The following is a 22,358-nucleotide window of genomic DNA, read 5'->3' as shown; positions in this document are numbered from 1 at the left end:
CCGGATGCCCGGCGGCCGCTCTGCGGAATGACAGCCATACTTGCGTGATGCTGTGATGGAGCATTGACGGCATGCCCCGTCTGTCATATTTCCGGGGACGATGATTCGTTATTATTGGGGGAGGTTTTGGCCGTTCCTCCTGCTCGCGTTCGGTATTGAGGCGGTGGAAAACCTGTTTACGGTGTTTTTTGAATACCGCAACATGGATTTCGGGGTCATTCCCCTTCTGAAGACGGCATACATTTTCGTGACGGAGTTTTCCATCACCATGTGCTACTGGCTCATCCCTTATGCCGTTTATTTGTGGATTCTGCCGCGCGGTAGGGCGGGGGGAAAGGCGGACCGGTGGATCACCTGCGCATGGTTTTTCCTGTTTGTGCTCGCCAACCTGTTTGAGGACGTGGCGGAAGCCTTCTTCTGGAATGAGTTTGAAGCCAGCTTCAATTTCATTGCGGTGGATTACCTGATTTATACCAAGGAGGTGATCGGGAATATTTATGAATCCTACCCCATCATCCCGATTCTTATCGCCATTCTGGCTGTATCCGTCCTGGCCGTCTGGGGGATGAAGCGTTTTCTGGTTCCCCGCCATGGGGAAGCTCCCGCGGGGTGGAAGCGGGGCTGCGTGGTGCTGTTCCTGCTGGCGTGCATAACGGGAGGGTATTGGCTGGTGGACATCAAGGATGCGGATGCCGTGAACAACCGCTATAACTCGGAAATGGCCAAGGACGGCCTTTACAGCCTGTTCAGCGCCTTTCTCAAGAATGAACTGGACTACCGCGATTATTACAAGACGCTGCCGGACGCGGATGCGGCGGCGTTTCTGGCCCGGGAATTCACGGCGGATGACACGTCCGTGCCTGACGCCGCATCAGGCAGCGTGAAGAGGCGGGTGCGCCCCTCCGGGGAAGCCATCCGGCCCAACGTCGTGGTTGTGGTCATGGAGAGCATGGGGGCGGAGTTTTTAAACGAGTGCCGGGAGGACGGCGCGAATGTCACGCCGTGCCTGAGCCGTCTGGGCAAAGAGGGCATTTTCTTCCCGAATACCTATGCCACGGGCACCCGCTCCGTGCGCGGGCTGGAGGCGGTCAGCACGTCCATACCGCCGCTGCCCGGCATGTCCATCCTCCGCCAGGAGGGGAATGAGCATTTGCAGACCATCGGGTCCATATTCAGGGACAAGGGGTATGACCTCAAGTGGATCTACGGCGGCTACGGGTATTTTGACAACATGAATTACTTCTTCGGGAACAACGGCTTCCAGGTTCTGGACCGCAATTCCATGGATGATTCAGAGGTGACCCATTCCACCATCTGGGGCGTCTGTGATGAAGACCTGTTCCGCCGCGCCGTGCGTGAGGCGGATGAGTCCTTCAAAAGCGGCTCTCCTTTTTTACAGGTGGTGTTCACCACGTCCAACCACCGCCCCTATACCTATCCGGAAGGGCGCATAGACATTCCTTCCCATACCGGGCGCATGGGCGCCGTCAAGTACGCGGATTATGCCGTGGGGGCCTTTGTGGAGGAGGCCAGGAGCAAACCGTGGTTTGAGAATACGCTGTTCGTGTTTGTGGCGGACCATGGCGCGGGCAGCGCCGGGAAACAGACGCTTAATCCGGAAACGCACCGCATTTTCTCCATTTTCTACGCTCCGGCCCTGCTGAAGCCGGAACGGATTGAGACGCCTGTCAGCCAGATTGACGTGCTGCCCACCCTGCTCGGCCTGCTGAAATGGCCGTATGATGCGGCGTTTTATGGAAAGGACGCCTTGAAACCCTCCTACCAGTCCCGGTATTTCGTGAGCAATTACCAGTACATCGGCTACTTGAAGGGAAGGGACATGGTGGTGCTTAAACCCCAGCGCGGCGCGGAGTTTTTCCGTGACGGGGAGCCTGTGAAGCCGGATGCCCGGATGAAGGAGCTGGAAAAGGAGGCGGTTTATTATTATCAGCACGCTTCCGGCTGGCGCACCAGTTTGAAGGAATAAGCCCTTTCCCGTGATGCGGATGCCGCCGTCTCCGCGGCAATCCGCCAAGGGAGGGGAACCGGTTCAGGATTTGGGTTCGTCCCTGTAATCCTGGAGGGCGTCCCAGTGGAACGTGAAATGCTTCTGCATGTGCAGCCCGTTGGCGAGGATGAACATGAGGGAAATGCGGAATTCGTTGTTGGTCAGCCCGTCCAGTTCCTTCTTGTCAATCTTCATGGAAAACTTGCCGCTCTTTTTCCCCAGGCGCTGGGAGAAGGAAACGGCGTCATAGTCCTGGTTGACCGCATAGGGCGGGTCCTGGACGTAGACGTTCAGCGCCTTGACGGTCTGGGGGCTCTTGTAGCTTCCGGAGATGAGAATCTGGTCTCCCTTGAAGGAAATGGCCGTGTCCTTGATTTCCACCTCCGGCCTGCCTTCATAGAATTTCTGTGCCGGAGTGACGGAGAACACTTCACAGGCGTCCAGCAGGGCGCAGCTGGCGGGGGTCAGGAAGGTGGGACTGGTGCCGAACGTGTAGTTTCCCGCGCCCATCAGGGCCGTGCCGTACTTTTTGCCGTCCGAGGCGGTCTGGTGGTTATGGGGCAGGTTGAGGCCGTGGCCCAGCTCATGGGCCAGGCCGCCGTACCATTTGGTCAGCAGCTGCCCTTCCCTGGTTTTCTGGCCCAGGTGCTTGATGTCAAAGGCCGGATAATCCAGGGCAAAGCAATTGCGGCCCATGCCGTAGAAGGGAACGCCGCCGGGATTGTCGGGGCCGTTCTTTTCATCGTTCCAGGTAGGCATGATGACCAGGGTGTGCTGGCTTTTTTTCCTGTCCGGATTGGCCTTGAAAAATTCTTCAAGCTCCTGCGCGGCCTTCCAGCCGCCGCCGTTTTCATACGGATAGTGCGCCGCCGGGTTCTTGGCCTTGTATTCAATGATGTTCACGCGGCCGGGGGATTTGATGTCCAGGCCGAAGGAGCGCGCGCCGTAGCCGTGCCGCTGCATTTCCCTGCCGTAAAACTGCTGGAGGTAAAGCAGCAGTTCGCTGAGGCGCCGTTCGTAATCCGGAACGGGTTCCGTGTCACTGCCCAGAAAGTAAACGACGTTGAGCTGCTGGGCCGTTTTTTTCAGGGCAATCCGGTCTTTCAGAACGTCCGGAACGGTGACCCCGGCAGAAGATATTCCGGAAGCCGTCCCGAGAAGGGCGAAGGAAAAAAATGCGGAGAGAAGTCGTTTAAACATGCTTGCCTACGGTAGGCGCGCGCCCCTCAAAGACAAGGAAATTTACTGTCCGCGCTACCATTTGCGGAACAGGCGCCGGGTCAGGAGGAAGAACGGCGGAAAGGGGTGCGTCATGCCGTGAGGGTAAGTTGAAAAGGCTGAAAGATAGAGATTGCGGCGGCAGTAAATATATGACATCCTCATTAAAGCATGCATCTCCAATCTCTATTTCTATCTGCCGTTGCGGTGAGCTCCGTTTCTCTGGGTTGGGGGGCCCTGGACAAGCCTTCCGCCTCCAACCTGATCTGGTCTGATGAACCGGCCGTAGTTGTTTATCCGCAGGAGGACAAGAACCCCGACGGTAATTTCGGCAAATACAAGAAGCCTTCCGCCGTTTGGGAAGCGGAAGGGTATCCCATCGGCAACGGCCGCGTGGGGGCCATGATTTTCAGCGCGCCCAACCGCGAGCGGTTTGCCCTGAATGAAATCAGCCTGTGGTCCGGCGGCCCCAATCCCGGCGGTGGGTATGGTTACGGGCTCAATGCCGGGACGAACCAGTTCGGCAACTACCTGCCTTTCGGCGATTTGTTCGTAGACTTTAAAAAGGGGGACCAGCCAGCCTCCGTTTCCGTGGAGGATTTTACGCGCGCCCTGGATTTGCGGGACGGCATCCACAAGGTGAATTACAAGGCGGATGGCGTGACGTATGACCGCGAAGCGTTCGCCAGCACGCCCGCCAATGTGCTGGTGCTGGAGTACAAGGCCAGCAAGCCCGGCCAGTTCAGCGCGGATTTTTCCATCAACAGCCAGCTTGAATCGGCTATTTCCGCCAAGGGCCCCGTCATCACCTGGAAGGGAACCCTGAAAAACGGCATGAATTATGAAGGCCGTGTCCTGATCCGTCCCAAAGGCGGTACGCTTTCCACTGCGGACGATAAGATTTCCGTGAAGAACGCGGATTCCTGCATGGTCGTCATCGCCATGGAGACGGATTACCTGATGGACTATAAGAAGGACTGGAAGGGAGAGGCCCCCGCCAAAAAGCTGGACCGTTATGCGGCCAAGGCGGCCTCTGCGGATTATGCCGCCCTGAAACAGGCGCACATCGCCCAGTACAAGTCCATGTTTGACCGGGTAAAGGTCAACTTCGGCAAGACGGAGGCGGATGTAGCCAAACTGCCCATTCCAAAGCGGCTGGAAGCCTATAAGAAGAATCCGGTTGATCCCGATCTGGAAGAAACCATGTTCCAGTATGGCCGTTACCTGCTCCTGTCCAGCTCCCGGCCCGGCACGCTTCCGGCCAACCTCCAGGGGCTCTGGAATGTTTATCTCAATCCGCCCTGGGCCTGTGACTACCATAACAACATCAACGTGCAGATGGCGTACTGGGGTGCGGAACCCGCCAATCTTTCCGAATGCCATGAGGCGCTGATCAATTACGTGGAAGCGATGGCGCCCGGCTGCCGGGACGTCTCCCAAGCCAACAAGGGTTTCAATACCAAGGACGGCAAGCCCGTGCGCGGCTGGACGGTGCGTACCTCCCAGAACATCTTCGGCGGCAACGGCTGGCAGTGGAACATTCCCGGCGCGGCGTGGTATGCGCTGCATGTCTGGGAACATTACGCGTTCACCGGTGACAGGAAATATCTGGAAAAGCAGGCCTATCCCCTGATGAAGGAAATCTGCCATTTCTGGGAAGACCATTTGAAGGAGCTGGGCGCCAGGGGCGAAGGCTTCAAGACGAACGGCAAGGATCCGAACGAAGAGGAGAAGAAGGACCTGGCTGACGTAAAGGCCGGCACCCTGGTGGCCCCCAACGGCTGGTCTCCCGAGCACGGCCCGCGTGAAGACGGCGTGATGCACGACCAGCAGCTCATCGCGGAACTCTTCACCAACACCATCAAGGCCGCCCGCATCCTGGGCAAGGACGCCTCCTGGGCCAAGAGCCTGGAAGGCAAGCTGAAGAGGCTGGCCGGCAACAAGATAGGCAAGGAAGGGAACCTTCAGGAATGGATGATTGACCGCATCCCCAAGACGGACCACCGCCACACGTCCCACCTCTTTGCCGTTTTCCCCGGCAACCAGATCAGCAAGCTCAAGACGCCCAAGCTGGCGGAAGCCGCCCGCCTCTCCCTGGAATGGCGCGGCACGACCGGAGACAGCCGCCGTTCCTGGACGTGGCCGTGGCGCACCGCCCTGTGGGCCCGCCTGGGCGACGGGAACAAGGCTCATGAAATGGTGCAGGGACTTCTGAAATTCAACACCCTGCCGAACATGCTGACCACACACCCGCCCATGCAGATGGACGGCAACTTCGGGATTGTGGGCGGCATTTGTGAAATGCTGGTGCAATCCCATGCCGGCGGCCTGGACATCATGCCCTCCCCTGTGGAGGCGTGGCCTGAAGGCTCCGTGAAGGGACTAAAAGCCCGCGGCAACGTCACGGTGGACTTCTCCTGGAAGAACGGCAAGGTGAGCAACGTGAAGCTGTATTCCGACCAGCCCAAGGTGCTGCCCGTGCGCGTCAACGGAAAGATGACCCGCATGAAAACCCTGCCGCTGAAACCCGGTGCGGAAGCTCCGCAGGCTGCTGCCAGGTAAAAGGAGGCGATTCCGTACCCGGTTTCAACTCCGGCAGGAAAATGACCATGGCTTCCAGCTCCCTCTTTATGGGGGCTGGAAGTTTTTTATTTTTCCGGCTTCACTGCGGGAAGAAACCGGCGTTTGGTTCAAAAAAGAGCGGAAAGGCACGGAAATGAGTACTGCCCGGAGAAAGGATTTTTTCTCTTAACGGAAAGACGGCGGGAGACATTCCGGGGAATATCCGGAGGAATTGGCGTGCCTGCTTATGGAAAGAGGCGCAAGACGCTCATTTCTTTCCCATGCGCCCGATCAGCGAGCAGACGGTGCAGGAATGGAGGGAGCACAGGTCCTCGTGAATTTGAAGCAGGGCCTGGTGGTGCCACGCCTTCGCAAGAAAGGCTTTCGCGTCCGGCCTGCCGCCCAGCAGGGATTGGTGGACGGAGAGCACTTTTGTTCCCGCCTGTCCGGCCCGGAGGGAGAGGTAATGCAGCCACGCATGTTCGTCTCCTTTCGCCGGGAAAAGGTGGTTGACGGTAAAGTCCAGAATTCTGTCCCGGCCCATCAGGGCCATGGGGCGGGGGGACGGTGCGGAAGGCAGCGTCACATGGGTGCTCCAGTAGGGGTGCCTGAGGGAGGAAAGATAGTCCGCCAGTTCTTCCGCAGGGCCGGAATGGCAAAGACGCTTGAACGTGGCAAAATCCGCTGCGATGACGGCCAGCGCCCCCGCGCGCCTCTGCGGATGGTTGGCCGGCCTGCTGCCGGAGAACGTCCAGGGGAAGGAGCGCTCCGGCGCCAGTTCAAACTGTTCCCGCAGGGGCCACCATTGGGTCCAGAGTTTTTTATGATGAGCCACGGCTTCCGCCGTGCAGGAATCCGGCAGGACGGGGAGCAGGAATCCCGCCGTGCCGAAGAGGAGGGCCTCCGGGCATTCCCGGATGGCGCGCAGGGGGGCGCGCAAAGCCAGGTGCAGCATGGCGTCCTTGTTGGCATGGTAGCCCAGCGTTTCCGCCAGGCTTTCAAAAAGGGTTTGCTCTTCTCCTGCGTATTTGGCGCGTTCCGCATGGCGGCGGTGCTTGTTCCGGAACCGGTAGGCCGCTGCCGACTCAAGGAGGGTTTCCAGAAGCTCCGGAGGCATGGAGGTTAACAGGTCGGCGTGGCGGCAGTGGCGCACCGGGGCATTGCCGGAAGGGGCCGTTTTTGCCCGCGCCAGCGCAGCGGGAGGAATGACGGCCAGGGGGATGCGCTTGTGCCTGGCGTTGCGGGTGAACCATTCCCTGCGGCTGGGCGCGCAGGCGAGATGCAGGATGACGCCGCTGAATGCCGGGTTGGAGCCGTGCCCGTGGCGTTCCCAGTCTTCCGGAGCGGGGTCCAGTTCAATGTCTCCCGCCTGCGGAACGCCGTTGATGCGGATCCTGGCGTTTAGAAAATCCGGTCCGGCGGATTTGTTCCAGTCACCGAAGTCCAGAATGCGGACCTCCCTGCCCAGGTCATCCGTAAAGGAGGTTCCAAATGCGCCTTCCAGCAGGAGAAGCTGGAGCGTTCTCTCGTCCGGAAGCCCGGCAGGGAGGGAAAAGTCGGGTTCCCTGACGGCGCCTTCCCCTTCCTCCATTGCTGCGGAACGGGCGTCTCCGTACAGGGAGGCCATGGAGCGCATGTCCATGTTGGATGGGGGAAGGTTATTTATCCTTCTGCCGTTCCAGTTCTTCCTTCAGGCAGTCGGTCACGTTGCGGAATTTTTCTTCGTTCTCTTCGCTCAATTCGCTCAGGGTCAGATGGGAGTTGAGAACGTGCAGAGTCTGGTCCTTGGCATCCAGATGAACGGTGGGAGCGTTCTCCGAGCCCAGGCTGGCGCGTATCTGGTCCACTTTCCCCCTCCAGGGGGCTGTAGGCGGTTCAATGCTGAGCAGGGCGTCCAGTCCCAGGCTTTCCAGCGCGCTCAGGCAGCGTTCGCTGGGGGAGGCGATCTGGACGGAGCCGCCGATGGGCAGCAGCCGGCGCGACAGTCCCGCAAGAGTGCCCATGAAGGTGGAGTCAATGCCGGAGCAGGTTTCCAGGTCAATGACGATCAGGCGTCCTCCGGAAGCGATGTAATCATCCCCCAGGGATTTGACGGTCGGGCTGTTGGCGAAACTTCCGCGTCCGGAGCACCGGATCCAAAGAAATTCGTCAAAAAGGCCGAAAAGGATGGAAGAATTGTTATTCACGTCGTTGGAAAATGGAAACCGTATGAATAACAAGAGAAGACGCCGCGGTCAAGTCAGGATTTAACATGCGCGCCGCCGGAAGAAGGCGTATCCCCCGTGTGCGGGGCCTGCCTCCGGCGGCTCTCTTCCCGTTGTGTGGAGGGAGCGCCGTGCGGTTCAGAAATTCCTGGCGCCTTCCCCCGTGCCGGGGAGGAAGCGGTAATACACCTCCAGCATCAGCGTAGCCAGGCACTGGCGGTAAATTCTATCGTTGGCATGCCGGTTCTGGCTGGTCTGCACCACTCCGCCGGGACCTCCGAAGCCGTTGGGCATAAAGCTCCCGTCGGAGGCCTGGGCGCCGAGGGTGGAATCACGGAAGGCCCTGTTGTAAGCCTTCCAGACGTCACCGCCGCGGTTCATGGCCGCCTGCACCCCGTAGTAATGCTGGTAGAGATTGGAGGAAGTGTTGTTGGCCTTCCAGTTGAACGGCTGGTTGGTATTCTTGAGCATCCAGTCCAGCCCCCTGCGCGCCGTGCTGTCCGAGCCGCTGCCGCACATTTGCAGGGAAAGCACGCCCACGCCCACCAGGGAGGCCCGTGGTTCCCGGCCGTTTTCCTGGTAGGAAAAGAGGCCGTCCGGAAGGGCGGTTTTGCGGCAGTACATGGCCGCCTTCCGCAGGGCCGCGCGTATCTCTCCCCTGGAAGGTTTGATGCCGCCGTGTTCGGCTGCCTTCAGGGCCTGCACGTTCCAGCCGGTGACGGAAAGGTCCGTGTGGGCTCCGGGCTGGGTGTTGTAATTGTAGGCCCAGCCGCCGTTGGCATTCTGCCCCTTCATAATCTGGTCCACGGCCTTGGTGACGACTTGCTCCAGGTTGGCGATGGAGGGAATGTCCATTTGCTTGCAGAAGGTGTAGGCCTCGCACAGGGCATAGGTGGCGATGGCGTGGTCATAGCTGACCTCGTTCATTTGCGGCACCAGGGAGATGACGGGGGATTTCATTCCCTGGTCCACCAGGAAGGAGATGCCCTTCAGGACAGTATCGCCGAAGTCCTCGGAAAGAGGTGTTTCGCAGTGGGCCAGATAGGAGAGCAGGGAGAGCCCGGTCATGGCGCACTTGTAATTCTGGGGGCCGTCCCCCCAGGAGCCGTCCCTGTTCTGCTGCTTCTGGAGCCACTTGAGGGATTTGACCACGGCTTCCTCGCACTGCGGGGTGCCTCCGTTTTCCGTGATGCGCTTCATGCGGTCGTTCAGGTCGCAGCGCTTGGAAAGGACGTCTGTATCCGGTTTGTCCCATCCCGGGCCTTCTCCGTCGTCGAACGCGATTCCGTCTCCGATTTCAATACCCGTGAAAAACTCTTCCGTGGGAGCATCCTGTTCCAAATCCGGAATGGGCACGGCAATATGCAGGGGGGTGCTGGAGGCAATGACTTTCACCTGCTGGCCGGCAGGTGAATTGGAAGGGCGTGTGGCTTTCCTGACGAGTTCGGGTGTGTCGGGTTCCTCCGGTCCCTGGTTTTCCGACGGATAGGTAATGATGGAAGGCGGTTCCGGAAGGAACGTGATGATATTTGCCAGGTAGAGCAGGAGGCCCGTCATGGCGACGCCAAGGGCGGAGACGGAGACCGCCGCGGCCAGGTTTTTAACGCGCTGTTGTTTCAGTGCCGCAAGGGCTTCTTCTGTACTTTCAATATGCAGGCTCATGGAAGGAATGGGGTTTGATTAGGATTCCACCATCTCCCCAAGAGTGCGCAGGTACAAGTTAAAAATTTATAATATACTTATATTTAGCATGTTGTTATTAAAATGTTACTTAAGAAGGCTTGGAAATACCCCTGGCGGAAGAAAAGCGGCCTCCCGTTCCGCGCGAGGGATATGAAAAGCCCCCTTTCCCGGGAAGGAAAGAGGGCTGCGAAAAAGCCGGTGAATTTCGTCAGGAATTCTTGGTGCCTTCACCCGTACCGGGCAGGAAGCGGTAATAGGTTTCCAGCATCAGCGTAGCCAGGCACTGGCGGTAGATGTTTTCAGACTTGCCGGTCATGCCGGAAACGTAACCCACATCGTTCTTCCGGAAGCTGCCGTCCGCATTCTGGCCGCTGAGCACGGCGTCCCGGAACGCTTTGTTGTAGGAGGTCCAGACGTCTCCGCCGCGGTTCATGGCCGCCTGCACGCAGTAGTAGTGCATGTAAAGGTTGCTCTTGACGTTTTCCGTGCCGCTGCCCTGGCCCCACTGGAGGGTCTTGACGTTGTTCTTGATCCAGTCCAGCCCCTTGCGGGCGGCGCTGTCAGAACCGTTGCCCGTCATTTGCAGGGAAAGCACGCCCACGCCTACCAGGGAGGAGCGGGGCATGTTGCCGTTTTCCTTGTAGGCGAACTTGCCGTCCGGCATCACATTCTTGCGCACGTAGCTTGAGGCCTTGCGCAGCGTGGAGCGGATATCCCCCTTGGTGGGCTTGATGCCGCCGTGCTCCGCGGCCTTCAGGGCCTGCACGTTCCAGCCGGTGACGGAAAGGTCGATGTCCGGATTGATCTTGTTGTTGTAGCTGTAGGCCCAGCCTCCGTTGGGGCACTGGGCGTCAATGATCCTGTCCACGGCCTTGATGACGACTTTTTCCAGATTGGCGATGGAGGGAATGTCCATCTGCTTGCAGAAGGTGTAGGCCTCGCACAGGGCGTAGGTGGCTACGGCGTGGTCATAGCAGATTTCCTTCAAGGCGGGCTGTTCCGAGATGACGGGATTTTTCATTCCCAAGTCTACCAGGAAGGAGATGCCCTTCAGGACGTTTTCCCCGAATTCCTCGGAAAGGGGGGTCTCGCAGTGGGCCAGGTAGGCCAGCAGGGAGATGCCGGTCATGGAGGCGCGGAACTGGCCTTCACCCCAGGAGCCGTTGCCGTTCTGCTGTTTTTTAAGCCAGCGGAGGGACTTGACCACGGCTTCCTCGCACTGCGGGGTGCCGCCGTTTTCCGCGATGCGCTTCATGCGGTCGTTCAGGTCGCAGCGCTTGGAAAGAATGCCGGGAATGCCGCCTCCGTCCCCGTCGCCCGTGCCGGTCCCGAAGCCGTCGCCGATGTCGATGCCCATGGAAAGCTCTTCCGAGGGGACGTCCACTTCAATGTCCGGATTGACCACCGCGACGTCCGCCGTGGCTACGGCGGCAATCACTTTCACCTGCGCGGCAGTGGAAGAACTGCTGGGGCGCTGGGTGGTCTGGGTGACTTCCGGGGTGTCGATATCCGGATTGTCGCCTTCTTGGGTGGCGTAGGCCACCATGGGGGGATCTTCCGGAATGGCGACGATGATATGCACCAAATAAAGGAGAAGGCCCATGAGGGCGACGCCGAGGAAGGAGACGGAAATGGCGGCGGTCAGCGTCTTGACGCGCTGTTTCTTCAATTCCGCAAGGGCGTCTTCGGTACTTTCAATGTGGAGACTCATAGAGGGACGTGTCTGGTTGGTGCAACGGCAAAAGCTCCCGCATCCTTGAAAAATGGGGAGAATTGCCCGGTTGCAGGTAGATGCTGCTGGCCTGCCTGTTTACGAGGCTGGCAGCATACTAAAACCAGACGCGCCGGTCTGTCAATCAGATTAGGAATTCTTGGTGCCTTCTCCCGTCCCGGGGAGAAAGCGGTAATACACCTCCAGCATCAGCGTGGCGAGGCACTGGCGGTAAATCTTGTCGTTGATGCTGCCCCCGTTGGTGTTCACGAGGCCCCCCGGCCCGGGGAAGCCGTTCGGGGCAAAGCTCCCGTCGGAGGCCTGGGCGCCGAGGGTGGAGTCACGGAAGGCCCTGTTGTAAGCCTTCCAGACATCGCCGCCGCGGTTCATGGCCGCCTGCACCCCGTAGTAATGCTGGTAGAGGTTGGAGGAAGTGTTGTTGGCCTTCCAGTTGAACGGCTGGTTGGTATTCTTGAGCATCCAGTCCAGCCCCTTGCGCGCCGTGCTGTCCGAGCCGCTGCCGCACATTTGCAGGGAAAGCACGCCCACGCCCACCAGGGAGGGGCGGGCCGTAGCGTCTTCCCGGCCTTCCTGCATATAGGTGAAGAGGCCGTCAGGCTTGCCGCACTTGCGGCAATAGGAGGCCGCCTTGCGCAGGGCCGTGCGTATTTCCCCCTTGGTGGGGCGGATGCCGCCGTGCTCCGCGGCCTTCAGGGCCTGCACGTTCCAGCCGGTGACGGAAAGGTCCGTGTGGGCGCCTGCCTTCGTGTTGTAATTGTAGGCCCAGCCGCCATCGACGTTCTGGTTGTCCAGAATCTTGTCCACGGCCTTGATGACGACTTTTTCCAGGTTGGCGATGGAGGGAATGTCCATCTGCTTGCAGAAGGTGTAGGCCTCGCACAGGGCGTAGGTGGCTACGGCGTGGTCATAGCTGACCTCGTTTCTCTGGGGCACCAGGGAAATGACGGGATTCTTCACGCCCTGGTCCACGAGGAAGGAGATGCCCTTCAGGACGGTCTCCCCGAAGTCTTCCGAAAGAGGGGTCTCGCAGTGGGCCAGGTAGGAGAGCAGGGCCAGGCCCGTCATGGCGCACTTGTAATTCTGGGGAGTCCCGCCCCAGGAGCCGTCCTTGTTCTGCTGCTTCTGGAGCCACTTGAGGGATTTGACCACGGCTTCCTCGCACTGGGGAGTGCCCCCGTTTTCCGTGATGCGCTTCATGCGGTCGTTCAGGTCGCAGCGCTTGGAGATGATGCCGGGAATGCCGCCTCCGTCCCCGTCGCCCGTGCCGGTCCCGAAGCCGTCGCCGATGTCGATGCCCATGGAAAGCTCTTCCGAGGGGACGTCCACTTCAATGTCCGGATTGACCACCGCGACGTCCGCCGTGGCTACGGCGGCAATCACTTTCACCTGCGCGGCAGTGGAAGAACTGCTGGGGCGCTGGGTGGTCTGGGTGACTTCCGGGGTGTCGATATCCGGATTGTCGCCTTCTTGGGTGGCGTAGGCCACCATGGGGGGATCTTCCGGAATGGCGACGATGATATGCACCAAATAAAGGAGAAGGCCCATGAGGGCGACGCCGAGGAAGGAGACGGAAATGGCGGCGGTCAGCGTCTTGACGCGCTGTTTCTTCAATTCCGCAAGGGCGTCTTCGGTACTTTCAATGTGCAGGCTCATGCAGTAAGGGAGGTTCCTGAGAATAATATAACGTTTTTTCCGGTTGGGGCGAGTGCAAAGATGTTAATATTCCTCTGGTCTGCATGATGACCAGATATGAATAAAACGGTGTTTTATGGTGAGCGGTTTACGAGTTTTATGGCAGTCGTCCGGGCTGGGGAGGAGCGTTTCCTGGTTTTGTTTGCGGGCCGGAGCATGGGCTGTCCCGGGTGCGGATGAAGAAGGCTGGGGAATACGGAAGGAATGTCCCGCATGTTCAGGCGCGTGTTTTCCCTGCACAGGCTGACCATGGAAAAAGCCGGATGCCGTTCGTTTTGCGAAAAAAGCCCTGCCATGGGCTGCATGGCAGGGCGGAAAGGGAATGATCCTTTAAGGCAGGAAAGGGAATCAATAGTGGCCGTGGCGCGGACCGGTCATCCACTTCCAGGCTGTTTCCACGATGGCTCCGGCGTCCTTGCAGCGGGCTTCCCAGCCGAGGATTTCCCTGGCCTTCTTGGGATTGGCAATCAGGCGGGGCGGGTCGCCTTCGCGGCGCGGACCGTAGCGGACGGGGATTTTCCTGCCGGTGACTTTTTCAGCCGTTTCCAGGATTTCCCGGACGGAAAGCCCCAGGCCGGTTCCCAGATTGAAGCATTCCGTGGAGCCGCCCTTCATCAGGTAGTCCACCGCTCTCAGGTGGGCGTCCGCCAGGTCGTTGACGTGGATGTAGTCGCGGATGCAGGTGCCGTCCGGCGTATCGTAATCCGTGCCGAAGACTTCGATGTATTCCTTTTCCCCGGTCAGCGTGAGCAGGATGTTGGGGATGAGGTGGGTTTCCGGGTCGTGGTCTTCACCGATCAGGCCGTCCTCGCTGCAGCCGGAGGCATTGAAATAGCGCAGGAAAACGCTCTTGAGGCCCCAGGCGCGGTCGCAATCCTTGCAGACCTTTTCCAGCATGTACTTGGAGCTGCCGTAAGGATTGATTGGATCCTGCTTTTCCGTTTCCGGGATCGGAATCTGGGTGGGGACGCCGTACGTGGCGCAGGTGGAGGAGAAGACGAAGCGCTTGACGCCGGCGGCCTGCATGGCTCCCAGGAGGACGAGGGGACGGGCGATGTTGTTCATGTAGTACTTGAGGGGGTCCTGGACGGACTCTCCCACGTTGATGAAGGCGGCAAAGTGAATCACGGCGTCAAAGCCGCCCTTCATCAGGAGGGGATACACGACGGAGGCGTCTCCCAGGTCGCCCTTGACCAGTTTCACCTCCGGGTCCACGAGGGCTCCGATGTGGCCGTACACCATGTTGTCCAGCACAGTCACGTCAGCGCCGATTTTGACGAGCTGGCGCACCGTGTGGGAACCAATATATCCGGCGCCGCCGGTTACAAGTACTTTCATGATCTTATCAAATTGCTGTTGGGCCGGTTCAACCTTTTCTCCGGCAAGGGTGTCCGTACGCGCCGGAACCTGCGGAAACTTCCGGTTTGCGGCAGGCTGCGTCACTGTTCTGGACACCTGTAAAAGTGACATGTTTTCCCCTTTTTGTCAATTTGTGATACGTCTGCCGCCGCTCATGCGCAGGATGCCGGACGCATGGGGCGGCAACGCTCCCGTTCCGGTGCGCAAGGGGCAAGGCTCCTTTGCATGGTCCGGGCGCTTTCCTCTGGCGGCGTGCGGGCCGCCCTCCGTTTTCATGCCGGAAACTGCCCCGCTTTTTACTGGCTCCTGATGTGCATTTTTGAGAACATCCCCTTATTATGAAACCGTCCGAGATCAGGAATGTTCTGGAAGATCACGAAGTGCGCCCCAGCAAATCCCTGGGACAGAACTTCCTGACGGATGAAAATGTGGCGCGCTGGATTGTGGGCCAGCTTGAAATTCAGCCACAGGACTGCGTGGTGGAAGTAGGGCCCGGAACCGGAGCCCTGACGGAGCACGCCGCCCCTCTTTGCCGCAAATTGATTCTGGTGGAATTCGACTCCCGCCTGGCGGAATACCAGAAAGAGCGCTGGGCCGGAGACCCCCATGTGGAGGTTCACCATGCGGACGGCGCGTCCTGGGACCCGCGGGGATTGTTTGCGGAAGCTCCCGTCAAGTTCCTGGGCAACCTTCCCTATTCCGCGGGAGGCGCCATTCTCCAGAACTTCCTGTCCAGGCCCAGCGCCGTGGAACGGGCCGTGGTGATGCTCCAGAAGGAATTCATCGACCGCATTCTGGCGACTCCGGATGACGACGCCTTCGGGCTGTTGTCCCTGCGCATCCAGAAAAACTGGATTCCCCGCGCCCTGAAAACTATTCCCCCGGAAGCGTTCCATCCCCGGCCCCGGATTGATTCCACCGTGATGCTGCTCACGCCGCGCCCCGTCCGCGACCTGCCCCCGTATGACGACCGGCTGATGGACGAGCTGATGCGCAAGGCTTTCTCCCAGAGGCGCAAGCAGTTGAAAAAACAGCTTCCGGCGTCCCCTCCGTGGGAGGAAGTAGCCGCCTCCCTGGGACTTTCCCCTTCCGCCAGGGCCGAGGAACTGAATTTGGCCCAGTGGGTGGAGCTGGCGCGGGCTTACGACGCCAACCCCCTCAAGGACGTGGCGCAGAGCGGGGACGAATTGTTTGACGTGGTGGACGAACTCAACCAGATGACGGGGCAGGGCACGCGCCGGGAAATCCATGAAGGGAACCTTCTCCACCGCGCCGTGCACATGTTCCTGGTCAACAAGCATGGGGCTGTGCTCCTCCAGAAAAGATCGCTGTGGAAGGACAGGCAGCCGGGCAAGTGGGATTCCTCCGCTGCCGGGCATCTGGATGCCGGGGAAAGCTATGGGGAGGCCGCGGCGCGGGAGCTGAAGGAGGAACTGGGCATCTCCGGCTGCGAGCTGCGGAAAATTGCGGACTTTGACGCAGGTGAAAACAACGGCTGGGAATTCATCGCGCTCTATGAAGGGCGGTACTCCGGGAAAGTTCGTTTTCCCGCGGCGGAAGTGGATAGCGTGCAGTGGTTTACGCCGGAACAAATCCAGGCATGGGTGGAGCGTCGCCCGCAGGACTTCTCCCCCGCGTTCATTCCGTGCTGGAATGCATGGCTGGCCGCGAACAAAAAGGCATCATTCTAACTCAAATACATATCATGATTAACCCTGATCAATTATCTCCGGAGCAGGTCCGGTCCATCCGGGACTGGGCGGAAGAAGGGCTGGATTTAAACGCCATCCAGAAGAGGCTGCATGAAGACCTGGGCATCAAGCTGACATTCATGGATACCAGGTTCCTGCTTCAGGACCTGGATATTCAAATCAGGCAGCCGGAACCGGAACCCCAGGCCGAGCAGCCGGCGGAGCTTTCCGGAGCGGCGGCTCCCCCCGCCTCTCTGCTGGGTAAAACCCAGGTAACCGTGGATGAGATAACGCCTCCCCATGCCCTGATGGCCGGCAAGATTCTGTTCAGGAGCGGAGCCCAGGGCGTGTGGGACATCGACCGCACGGGCCGCATCAACTGGGACGCCACGCTCGGGGAACCCACGGCGGATGACCTGAGGGAATTTGAAACGGAGCTGCAATCCGTCATCCGCAGCCGCATGGGCGCCATGTAGGGAAAACAGCAGGCATCCCTGTGGAAATGGAACGGAGCAGCAACCCGGAACATCAGCCATGTTGCGATAAAAAAACCGGGAGGGAATCGAAAGTGAGATGACGGTAAATAAGCCGCAATGAAAATGAAATTCAAGATAACAAGCGATTTAAGGCAGGCAAAAAACATCGGGGCGGCTATAAAAAAATGCCTTAATGAAATCGGTGTGTTCACCTTGGCTGATCTTGAGAAAATGACTTCCGTTGAGGCATTTAAAAAAATATGCGGTAACTATCCTGACAAGACGGTGCCTGTATGTTATTACCTGTATTCTCTGGAAGGGGCGTTGCTGAACTTGCACTGGAATGACACTCCCTCTGAATTGAAAGAAGAATTAAAGGCAAAAATCGAGGATTGATCATTGGAATCAAATTATTGAAAAATTAATATTACCTTTACGGAGCCGGCATCCTGGCAGCGCAATTCAGGGGCGGACAGGGGAAAATTCTCCTGAACTTCGTTAGGGTAATCCAAACAGCAGAAGGAAAATCTTATGGAAATACCGGATGAAATGATTGAAACGCTGGTGCCTGCCGTGCGGGAGCAGCTGGAAGCGCCGGACACTGCCTATGTCAAGGCCTGCCTGGAGCGCCTGACGGGCCGGGAAAAACTGGAAGAGCAGGAAGCCCTGGAACTGATGGCGCAGGCCCTTGCCATCACCATTAATGAGATGGTGGTGGGCGGCCGCCCCTTTGATTCGGGAAAGTACAAGGCGCTTTTGAAAGATTTGCCGGCCCTTCCGGATGAGGCTCCGTGATAAATCTCGACAATCTCCGGAATTGATTCATAATCCTTTCTTTCACTTGAAATTTTATGGCAAAAAAACCATTAGAAACAGGTGCTCCGGAAGCGTCCGCAGCCAAAAAAACGGCTGCCCGCAAAACGGCTGCCAAAAAGACGGCCTCTACGACCAAGAAGGCCGCCGCGGCTGAAAAGAAGCCCGCTGCTGACGCCGCTTCCGTAGAAGCGCCCAAAATCAAAACGGTCAAGTCCGCCCCGAAAACCGCGGCCAAGGCAAAAACCGTGAAACCCGCCAAAAAGGCGGCTGACAAGAAGGCCCCCGCCGCTGAAGCGCCGGCTCCTTCCGTGACTCCGGCTCCCGCCGCTCCCGTTGAAAAAAATACCGCTCTCGAGGCTTCCCAAAGGCCCCAGGCTGCCGCTCCGGTCAAGGTCAAGCGCGAATCCTTCCGCCCCAACCGCAACCCGGAACAGCAGGAACGCCATGAACAGCATGGCGGAGACTCCTTTGCCCAGCCGGAAACCGTGGGCGGAGCTTCTGAAGGTTCCTTCAACAAGCGCAAGCGCCGCCGCCGCAATAAAAAGGGCAACGGCTCAGAAGACCGCCAGCCCATGCAGGACTCCGCTTCCTTCAAGCAGCTGGATGGCAAGAAAGTGGCCTCCCGCGCCTGGAAAATGTTCCTGGCGGAAGTGTCTGAAGAAGGGCTTGCCCTGATGGACGACCAGACGGCGCGTGAAGCCGCGCGCCGCGCCTTCCGCTGCGCGGAATTCTTCATGATGGAAGAATCCCGCCGCAAGCACGCCCAGAAGGCCGCCCCCCAGCAGCAGGAAAAAGCTTCCTCTCCGGAGGAAGACCGTGATTCCGAAGAGGATTCCGGCGAAGAATAATCCCGGCCTGTTCCGTTTTTGCCCTGCGGCTTGTGCCGCGGGGCTTTTTTATGCCCTTGGGAAAGACCTCTGAAAGGTGGCGGTGCTCTCCTAGGAAAGGCCGTTCCGGAAATGCGCTGGCGTCGTTTTCCCCTGATTTGAAGAATGGAAAACCCCTGTTTCACGCTTAAAGGTTCTTCCTGAATGGGAGCGAATCGGTCTATTCTTCCGGCGTCTGTGAATGGCTGGACTTTTTTATCCGGGACATGGATGAGGGAAACGGGTTGAACCCGGTTTGCTTGACTGGGGCGGGATGGACACTCCTCCATCCATGCCGCTCTCATCAAGGAACGTCATGGGCATGGATGCCGCCGCCTTTTACGGTGGAAAAAAGCAGGGAAGGGTTGCGTTTTTGCCGTATTCCTGTTTATACCTTCTTGCCGCGCCATTTTCCGCTCTTCAGGTACCACCACGCCAGTGCTATCAGGGCAATGCCGTAAACGTGTTCGGAGAACCAGCAGAGAGCCACGTCAGGCTTGAGCCTGATGACGATGTAATAAACGGCGGCGGTGTAAACAGTCAGGGAAATCATCTCCATGATGAAGCCCGCCTTCGTGTTGCCCGTGCCGGATACGGCATTAAACAGGATGAATGCCGGAGCCATGATCAGGGTGGAGGTGGACATCACATAAACGGAATTAATGCTGGCGGCAATCAGGGACGGATTATCCGTGAAAACTCTGAGAACGGGTTCCGGGAACAGGCACAGGATAACAAGCAGCGGAACCAGGATGGCATACGTCAGGTTAAGCGTCATCCCGCAGGTTCTGAACAGATAGCGCTGTTCCCCCGCGCCGATCTGGTTGCTGATGAGGGCCCCCGCCGTGGTGGCGAAGGCGCTGATCACCATGATGAGCAGCGCGGAAATATTGCGCACGATGTTGGTCACGGCCAGGGGGCGTTCCCCCAGGTGTTCAATCGCCAGGAAAAAGATGAACCAGATGGAGACGGAAATGAAGGACTGCACCATGGTCCAGCCGGAAATGGACAGCATGCCTTTCAGCAGATGGGGACGGAACGTGAACGCCCGGCGGAAGCCGTACTTCCGCTTGTCTGCCGTCGTGCCCGTGTAAATGATGAAAAAGAGGAGGGAAACGGCCTCCGACACGCTGGAGGCAATGGCCGCCCCGGCGATGCCCATGACGGGAAAGCCGCCTTTCCCGAAAATGAGGCAGTAATTCAGCACCACGTTGCTCAGGAGCATCACGACGGAATTGATCGTCAGAATCTTCGTTTGGGTAATCCCCACGTAATAAGCGCGGAACATCACGCAGAGGAAGGAGAAAAAGATGCCGTAGGTGCGCCAGTGCAGGTAATCCGCCGTGGCGTCGTAAACCTGCGGGGACTCGATGATATCCCGCAGGATGATGGGCGAAAAATATTGGGAGGCGGTGAACAGAACCACCGCCAGGGCCAGCATGAAATAACAACCCTGGATCATGGTGGGTCCAATGCGGTTGTAACGGCGTTCCCCGTTGCGGCGCGCAATGATGATTTGCGCCCCGAATCCGAAGCCGAAAGCCAGCATGAACATGGCCATGTAATACACGCCGCCCAGGGCGCACGCTCCCAGCGCCACATCCCCCACGCGGCCCAGGAAAATGGCGTCCGTCAGGCCGATCATGTGCTCAATGATCAGGCTGATCATGAGGGGATACGACATGAGCCATATCTTTTGATAGGAAATAAAGGAGGGATTATTCATAACAAGGGCGTCCCGCGGGCATGATCTGCCGGGAGCAGGCGCTAAAGGTCCGGCATTCTTGACTCAAACCGTTTTCATGCAAGAAAGAAATGCGTTTGTCTCCGTGCATGTCATGAAAAACGGAGAAAAACCGCGGGTCAGCTGAGGGGAAGCCTGGTCTCCGGATACCGCAGCGGAGACTTGCTGGGCTGTTTCATGAACGCCAGCACGAATGCCACCATGCCCACGCGGCCCACGATCATGTTAAACACGATAATCCATTTGCCCGCATCGCTGAGTTCCGGCGTGACGTTCCAGGAAAAACCTACCGTGGCGAAGGAGCTGACCACCTCGAAAAACAGGCGTTCCAGGCTCAGTCCCGGTTCCGCAAAACACATGACCGTGGTCATCATGCCTACCCAGGCCCCGGCCAGGATAACGGTGATGACGGCGCGCTCCACCACGCTGCGGGCAATCCGGCGCTTGTGCATCACCACGTCCTGCTTGCCCTGCAAGATGCGCGCCACCTCCCCGCAGGAAACGGCGAACGCGGTGGTATGGACGCCCCCCGTCGTGGAACCGGGATTGCCGCCGATGAACATGAGCGCCCCCAGGAACAGGGCGTACGGGACGCTGTTGAGCGCCATGTCTGAAATATTGAACCCGGCGGTGCGCGCCGTGGCGTTGAACAGGCTTTCCCACAGAATCCAGTACCAAGGATCGGCAGAAGTGAACAGGCTGCCGTCAATCGCCTTGATCAGGAACAGGATCAATCCGCCGCCCAGCACCAGCGCGGCGGTCATGCGCACGACCAGCCAGCTGTACGTGGACCAGTGGCGGCTGATAGTGTTCCGGCTGTCCCAGCCCAGGGCCACCCTGGCGCGGCGGACGATCTCCAGGTACATCGCAAACCCCAGGCTGCCGCAGAGCACCATCACCATGATGGTAATCTGGCCGCCCATATTGTAGGCCACATCCGGCGTAGCCAGGTTGTCCGCAAACAGGCTGAACCCTGCGTTGCAGAAGCCGGAAACGGAATGGAACACGGCGTACCACCAGAGCGTGTCCCCCTCCAGCCCCGGTACGTTCCTCCAGGAAAAATAAAGGGCTATGGCTCCCAGTGCCTCCACCCCGAACGTGACGGCAATGATGTTCTTGATGAACCGGTCCACCTGGGCGATGCCCTCTTCATCCAGCAGGTTGCTGATGGTCACCTTGGAACGCAGGCTCAGGCCCTGGCCCACCATCAGGGAGACGAAATAAGTGAACGTCATGATGCCGAAAGCGCCTACCTGGAAAAGCACCAGCAAAATGGTCTGCCCGTAATTGGTGAAATGCTCATGGACGTTCAGGGGCACGAGCCCCGTGACGCAGACGGCGCTGGTGCTGATGAAATAGGCGTCCGTAGGGGAAAGAATGATGCCGTCCTTGGTAGCGCCGGGCGACATGAGGAGGGTTCCCCCCAGCGTAATGAAGGCAATCAGCGTGAGCAGGAAAAGCAGGGCCGGGCGGATGCGCGGCAGGTGGAACCCCCGGTTCCGGCGGGCCAGGCGGAAAAAATACTCCTTCAGGTTCAGCAGGGGAGCCGCTCCGTAGCAGAGGCAGAGGGCGCGGAAAATATTCTGAAGCTCTATTCTGGAAATAAAGGTGGAATTGAAAAAATTCCCGGCCAGCATGACCAGGATAAGGAGGCCCAGCCCCAGTTCCATCCACCGCGGGTTCCGGATGGACTTGGCAAGCCACTTTTCCCGCAGGATGCCGAGAACTCCGGTAAGCTGGCCGAGCACCAGCAGGGACAGGATTTCCCGGAAATAACGCAGGGAAAGCTGGTCCTCATGAATTTCTCCGAAACCGTTCCACCACAGCAGCCACATCAGGGCGGCCAGCGTACACAGGCCGAACCCCATTTCCATGACCTCAAAACGGTTCAATAGCGGTTTTTCCCTCGTCTCATTCACAAGCCTGAAATGGTGGTGCCTCTGATGCTGAGGGGAGACTACTGCATACGGAAGGATTTGAGAAGCCCTTATATCGTTTCCATGCCGTCCCGGTTGCCGGGGGGAAAGAGGCCCTGGAAAATATTTTCTTTCATGTGCAGGAAAATAGTTGCCAATCCGCCGCCGCTGTGCATAATAACCCCCGTTCTTACCAAACCATGTGCGCTCGTGGCGGAATTGGTAGACGCGCTAGATTCAGGTTCTAGTGGGGGTTCCCCCGTGAAGGTTCGAGTCCTTTCGGGCGCACCAAACAAGGCCGTGCAAGTTAACTGCTTGCACGGCCTTACTGGTTTCTTGAGGATAGCGGTTTCCATTCAAAATGGCATCAGGTGCGGGAAAACGGGGCATT

Annotated in this window: 16 protein-coding genes and 1 tRNA gene; 8 read left to right on the top strand and 9 right to left on the bottom strand. The window is 58.7% G+C overall.

From position 1 onward, the window contains the following. The first annotated feature begins 100 nt into the window (after positions 1–100). Positions 101–1,987, top strand: coding sequence for an LTA synthase family protein (locus tag M8N44_RS08495; RefSeq protein WP_102721235.1), 1,887 nt, complete (start codon positions 101–103; stop codon positions 1,985–1,987). A gap of 63 nt (positions 1,988–2,050) precedes the next feature. On the opposite strand, the gene M8N44_RS08490 is transcribed toward M8N44_RS08495, so the two are convergent. Next, complete coding sequence (locus M8N44_RS08490; RefSeq protein WP_102721236.1) at positions 2,051–3,208, bottom strand: metallopeptidase domain-containing protein; 1,158 nt, start codon at positions 3,206–3,208, stop codon at positions 2,051–2,053. 225 nt (positions 3,209–3,433) lie between these two features. Between M8N44_RS08490 and M8N44_RS08485 the strand changes: the two genes are divergently transcribed. Then, positions 3,434–5,788 (top strand): glycoside hydrolase family 95 protein, encoded by a 2,355-nt coding sequence (locus M8N44_RS08485; protein ID WP_180971658.1) that lies wholly within the window; start codon positions 3,434–3,436, stop codon positions 5,786–5,788. A gap of 268 nt (positions 5,789–6,056) precedes the next feature. Here the strand turns inward: M8N44_RS08485 and M8N44_RS08480 are convergent, their stop codons facing one another. From M8N44_RS08480 to galE, 6 genes are all read right to left on the bottom strand, one after another. After that, positions 6,057–7,430, bottom strand: coding sequence for a DUF2851 family protein (locus M8N44_RS08480; RefSeq protein WP_102728672.1), 1,374 nt, complete (start codon positions 7,428–7,430; stop codon positions 6,057–6,059). A gap of 16 nt (positions 7,431–7,446) precedes the next feature. Further along, positions 7,447–7,974 carry an STAS domain-containing protein gene (locus tag M8N44_RS08475; RefSeq protein WP_022398168.1) on the bottom strand — a complete coding sequence of 176 codons (528 nt, stop codon included), beginning with the start codon at positions 7,972–7,974 and terminating at the stop codon, positions 7,447–7,449. Between the two features lie 156 nt (positions 7,975–8,130). Continuing rightward, positions 8,131–9,654, bottom strand: coding sequence for a prenyltransferase/squalene oxidase repeat-containing protein (locus tag M8N44_RS08470; protein ID WP_102721240.1), 1,524 nt, complete (start codon positions 9,652–9,654; stop codon positions 8,131–8,133). A 229-nt stretch (positions 9,655–9,883) separates the two neighbouring features. Further along, positions 9,884–11,386, bottom strand: a complete 1,503-nt coding sequence (locus M8N44_RS08465; RefSeq protein WP_102726523.1) for a prenyltransferase/squalene oxidase repeat-containing protein — start codon at positions 11,384–11,386, stop codon at positions 9,884–9,886. A 150-nt stretch (positions 11,387–11,536) separates the two neighbouring features. Further along, positions 11,537–13,060, bottom strand: a complete 1,524-nt coding sequence (locus M8N44_RS08460) for a prenyltransferase/squalene oxidase repeat-containing protein (RefSeq protein ID WP_215451168.1) — start codon at positions 13,058–13,060, stop codon at positions 11,537–11,539. Between the two features lie 387 nt (positions 13,061–13,447). After that, a complete protein-coding gene (gene galE / locus M8N44_RS08455) occupies positions 13,448–14,437 on the bottom strand; it encodes a UDP-glucose 4-epimerase GalE (protein ID WP_102721324.1) in 990 nt (329 codons plus the stop codon). Positions 14,438–14,796: 359 nt separating this feature from the next. On the opposite strand from galE, the gene rsmA reads away from it, so the two are divergent. The 5 genes from rsmA to M8N44_RS13935 all read left to right on the top strand — a co-directional run bounded on the left by rsmA (position 14,797) and on the right by M8N44_RS13935 (position 18,289). Then, positions 14,797–16,149, top strand: a complete 1,353-nt coding sequence (gene rsmA / locus M8N44_RS08450) for a 16S rRNA (adenine(1518)-N(6)/adenine(1519)-N(6))-dimethyltransferase RsmA (protein WP_022398163.1) — start codon at positions 14,797–14,799, stop codon at positions 16,147–16,149. 14 nt (positions 16,150–16,163) lie between these two features. Then, positions 16,164–16,625: a hypothetical protein gene (locus M8N44_RS08445; protein ID WP_102728674.1), complete on the top strand. Its 462-nt coding sequence runs from the start codon at positions 16,164–16,166 to the stop codon at positions 16,623–16,625. A gap of 123 nt (positions 16,626–16,748) precedes the next feature. Then, on the top strand, positions 16,749–17,021 hold the full coding sequence (locus tag M8N44_RS08440) for a TfoX/Sxy family protein (RefSeq protein WP_102728708.1): 273 nt from the start codon (positions 16,749–16,751) through the stop codon (positions 17,019–17,021). Positions 17,022–17,156: 135 nt separating this feature from the next. Continuing rightward, entirely contained in the window at positions 17,157–17,420 is a 264-nt protein-coding gene (locus M8N44_RS08435) for a hypothetical protein (protein WP_022398161.1), read from the top strand. A 56-nt stretch (positions 17,421–17,476) separates the two neighbouring features. Continuing rightward, entirely contained in the window at positions 17,477–18,289 is an 813-nt protein-coding gene (locus M8N44_RS13935) for a hypothetical protein (protein ID WP_146021152.1), read from the top strand. Positions 18,290–18,695: 406 nt separating this feature from the next. Here M8N44_RS13935 and M8N44_RS08425 read toward each other — a convergent pair whose 3' ends face one another. Beyond that, positions 18,696–20,033: an MATE family efflux transporter gene (locus M8N44_RS08425; RefSeq protein ID WP_022398159.1), complete on the bottom strand. Its 1,338-nt coding sequence runs from the start codon at positions 20,031–20,033 to the stop codon at positions 18,696–18,698. 137 nt (positions 20,034–20,170) lie between these two features. Beyond that, positions 20,171–21,943, bottom strand: a complete 1,773-nt coding sequence (locus M8N44_RS08420; RefSeq protein ID WP_102728675.1) for a TrkH family potassium uptake protein — start codon at positions 21,941–21,943, stop codon at positions 20,171–20,173. Between the two features lie 228 nt (positions 21,944–22,171). Here M8N44_RS08420 and M8N44_RS08415 point away from each other — a divergent pair. Then, a tRNA-Leu gene (locus M8N44_RS08415) sits at positions 22,172–22,258 on the top strand. Positions 22,259–22,358: the final 100 nt, after the last annotated feature.

The organism is Akkermansia massiliensis (assembly GCF_023516715.1).
Classification (GTDB): Bacteria; Verrucomicrobiota; Verrucomicrobiia; order Verrucomicrobiales; family Akkermansiaceae; genus Akkermansia; species Akkermansia massiliensis.
This window is presented reverse-complemented; position numbering and strand designations above follow the sequence as displayed.

What these genes read in the sequence shown, in the direction of transcription:
- M8N44_RS08470 (WP_102721240.1), bottom strand. Translation starts at nt 9,654, where the DNA reads ATGAGCCTGCATATTGAAAGTACAGAAGAAGCCCTTGCGGCACTGAAA.
- galE (WP_102721324.1), bottom strand. Translation starts at nt 14,437, where the DNA reads ATGAAAGTACTTGTAACCGGCGGCGCCGGATATATTGGTTCCCACACG.
- M8N44_RS08465 (WP_102726523.1), bottom strand. Translation starts at nt 11,386, where the DNA reads ATGAGTCTCCACATTGAAAGTACCGAAGACGCCCTTGCGGAATTGAAG.
- M8N44_RS08480 (WP_102728672.1), bottom strand. Translation starts at nt 7,430, where the DNA reads ATGGACATGCGCTCCATGGCCTCCCTGTACGGAGACGCCCGTTCCGCA.
- M8N44_RS08445 (WP_102728674.1), top strand. Translation starts at nt 16,164, where the DNA reads ATGATTAACCCTGATCAATTATCTCCGGAGCAGGTCCGGTCCATCCGG.
- M8N44_RS13935 (WP_146021152.1), top strand. Translation starts at nt 17,477, where the DNA reads ATGGCAAAAAAACCATTAGAAACAGGTGCTCCGGAAGCGTCCGCAGCC.
- M8N44_RS08440 (WP_102728708.1), top strand. Translation starts at nt 16,749, where the DNA reads ATGAAATTCAAGATAACAAGCGATTTAAGGCAGGCAAAAAACATCGGG.
- M8N44_RS08435 (WP_022398161.1), top strand. Translation starts at nt 17,157, where the DNA reads ATGGAAATACCGGATGAAATGATTGAAACGCTGGTGCCTGCCGTGCGG.
- M8N44_RS08425 (WP_022398159.1), bottom strand. Translation starts at nt 20,033, where the DNA reads ATGAATAATCCCTCCTTTATTTCCTATCAAAAGATATGGCTCATGTCG.
- M8N44_RS08490 (WP_102721236.1), bottom strand. Translation starts at nt 3,208, where the DNA reads ATGTTTAAACGACTTCTCTCCGCATTTTTTTCCTTCGCCCTTCTCGGG.
- rsmA (WP_022398163.1), top strand. Translation starts at nt 14,797, where the DNA reads ATGAAACCGTCCGAGATCAGGAATGTTCTGGAAGATCACGAAGTGCGC.
- M8N44_RS08460 (WP_215451168.1), bottom strand. Translation starts at nt 13,060, where the DNA reads ATGAGCCTGCACATTGAAAGTACCGAAGACGCCCTTGCGGAATTGAAG.
- M8N44_RS08495 (WP_102721235.1), top strand. Translation starts at nt 101, where the DNA reads ATGATTCGTTATTATTGGGGGAGGTTTTGGCCGTTCCTCCTGCTCGCG.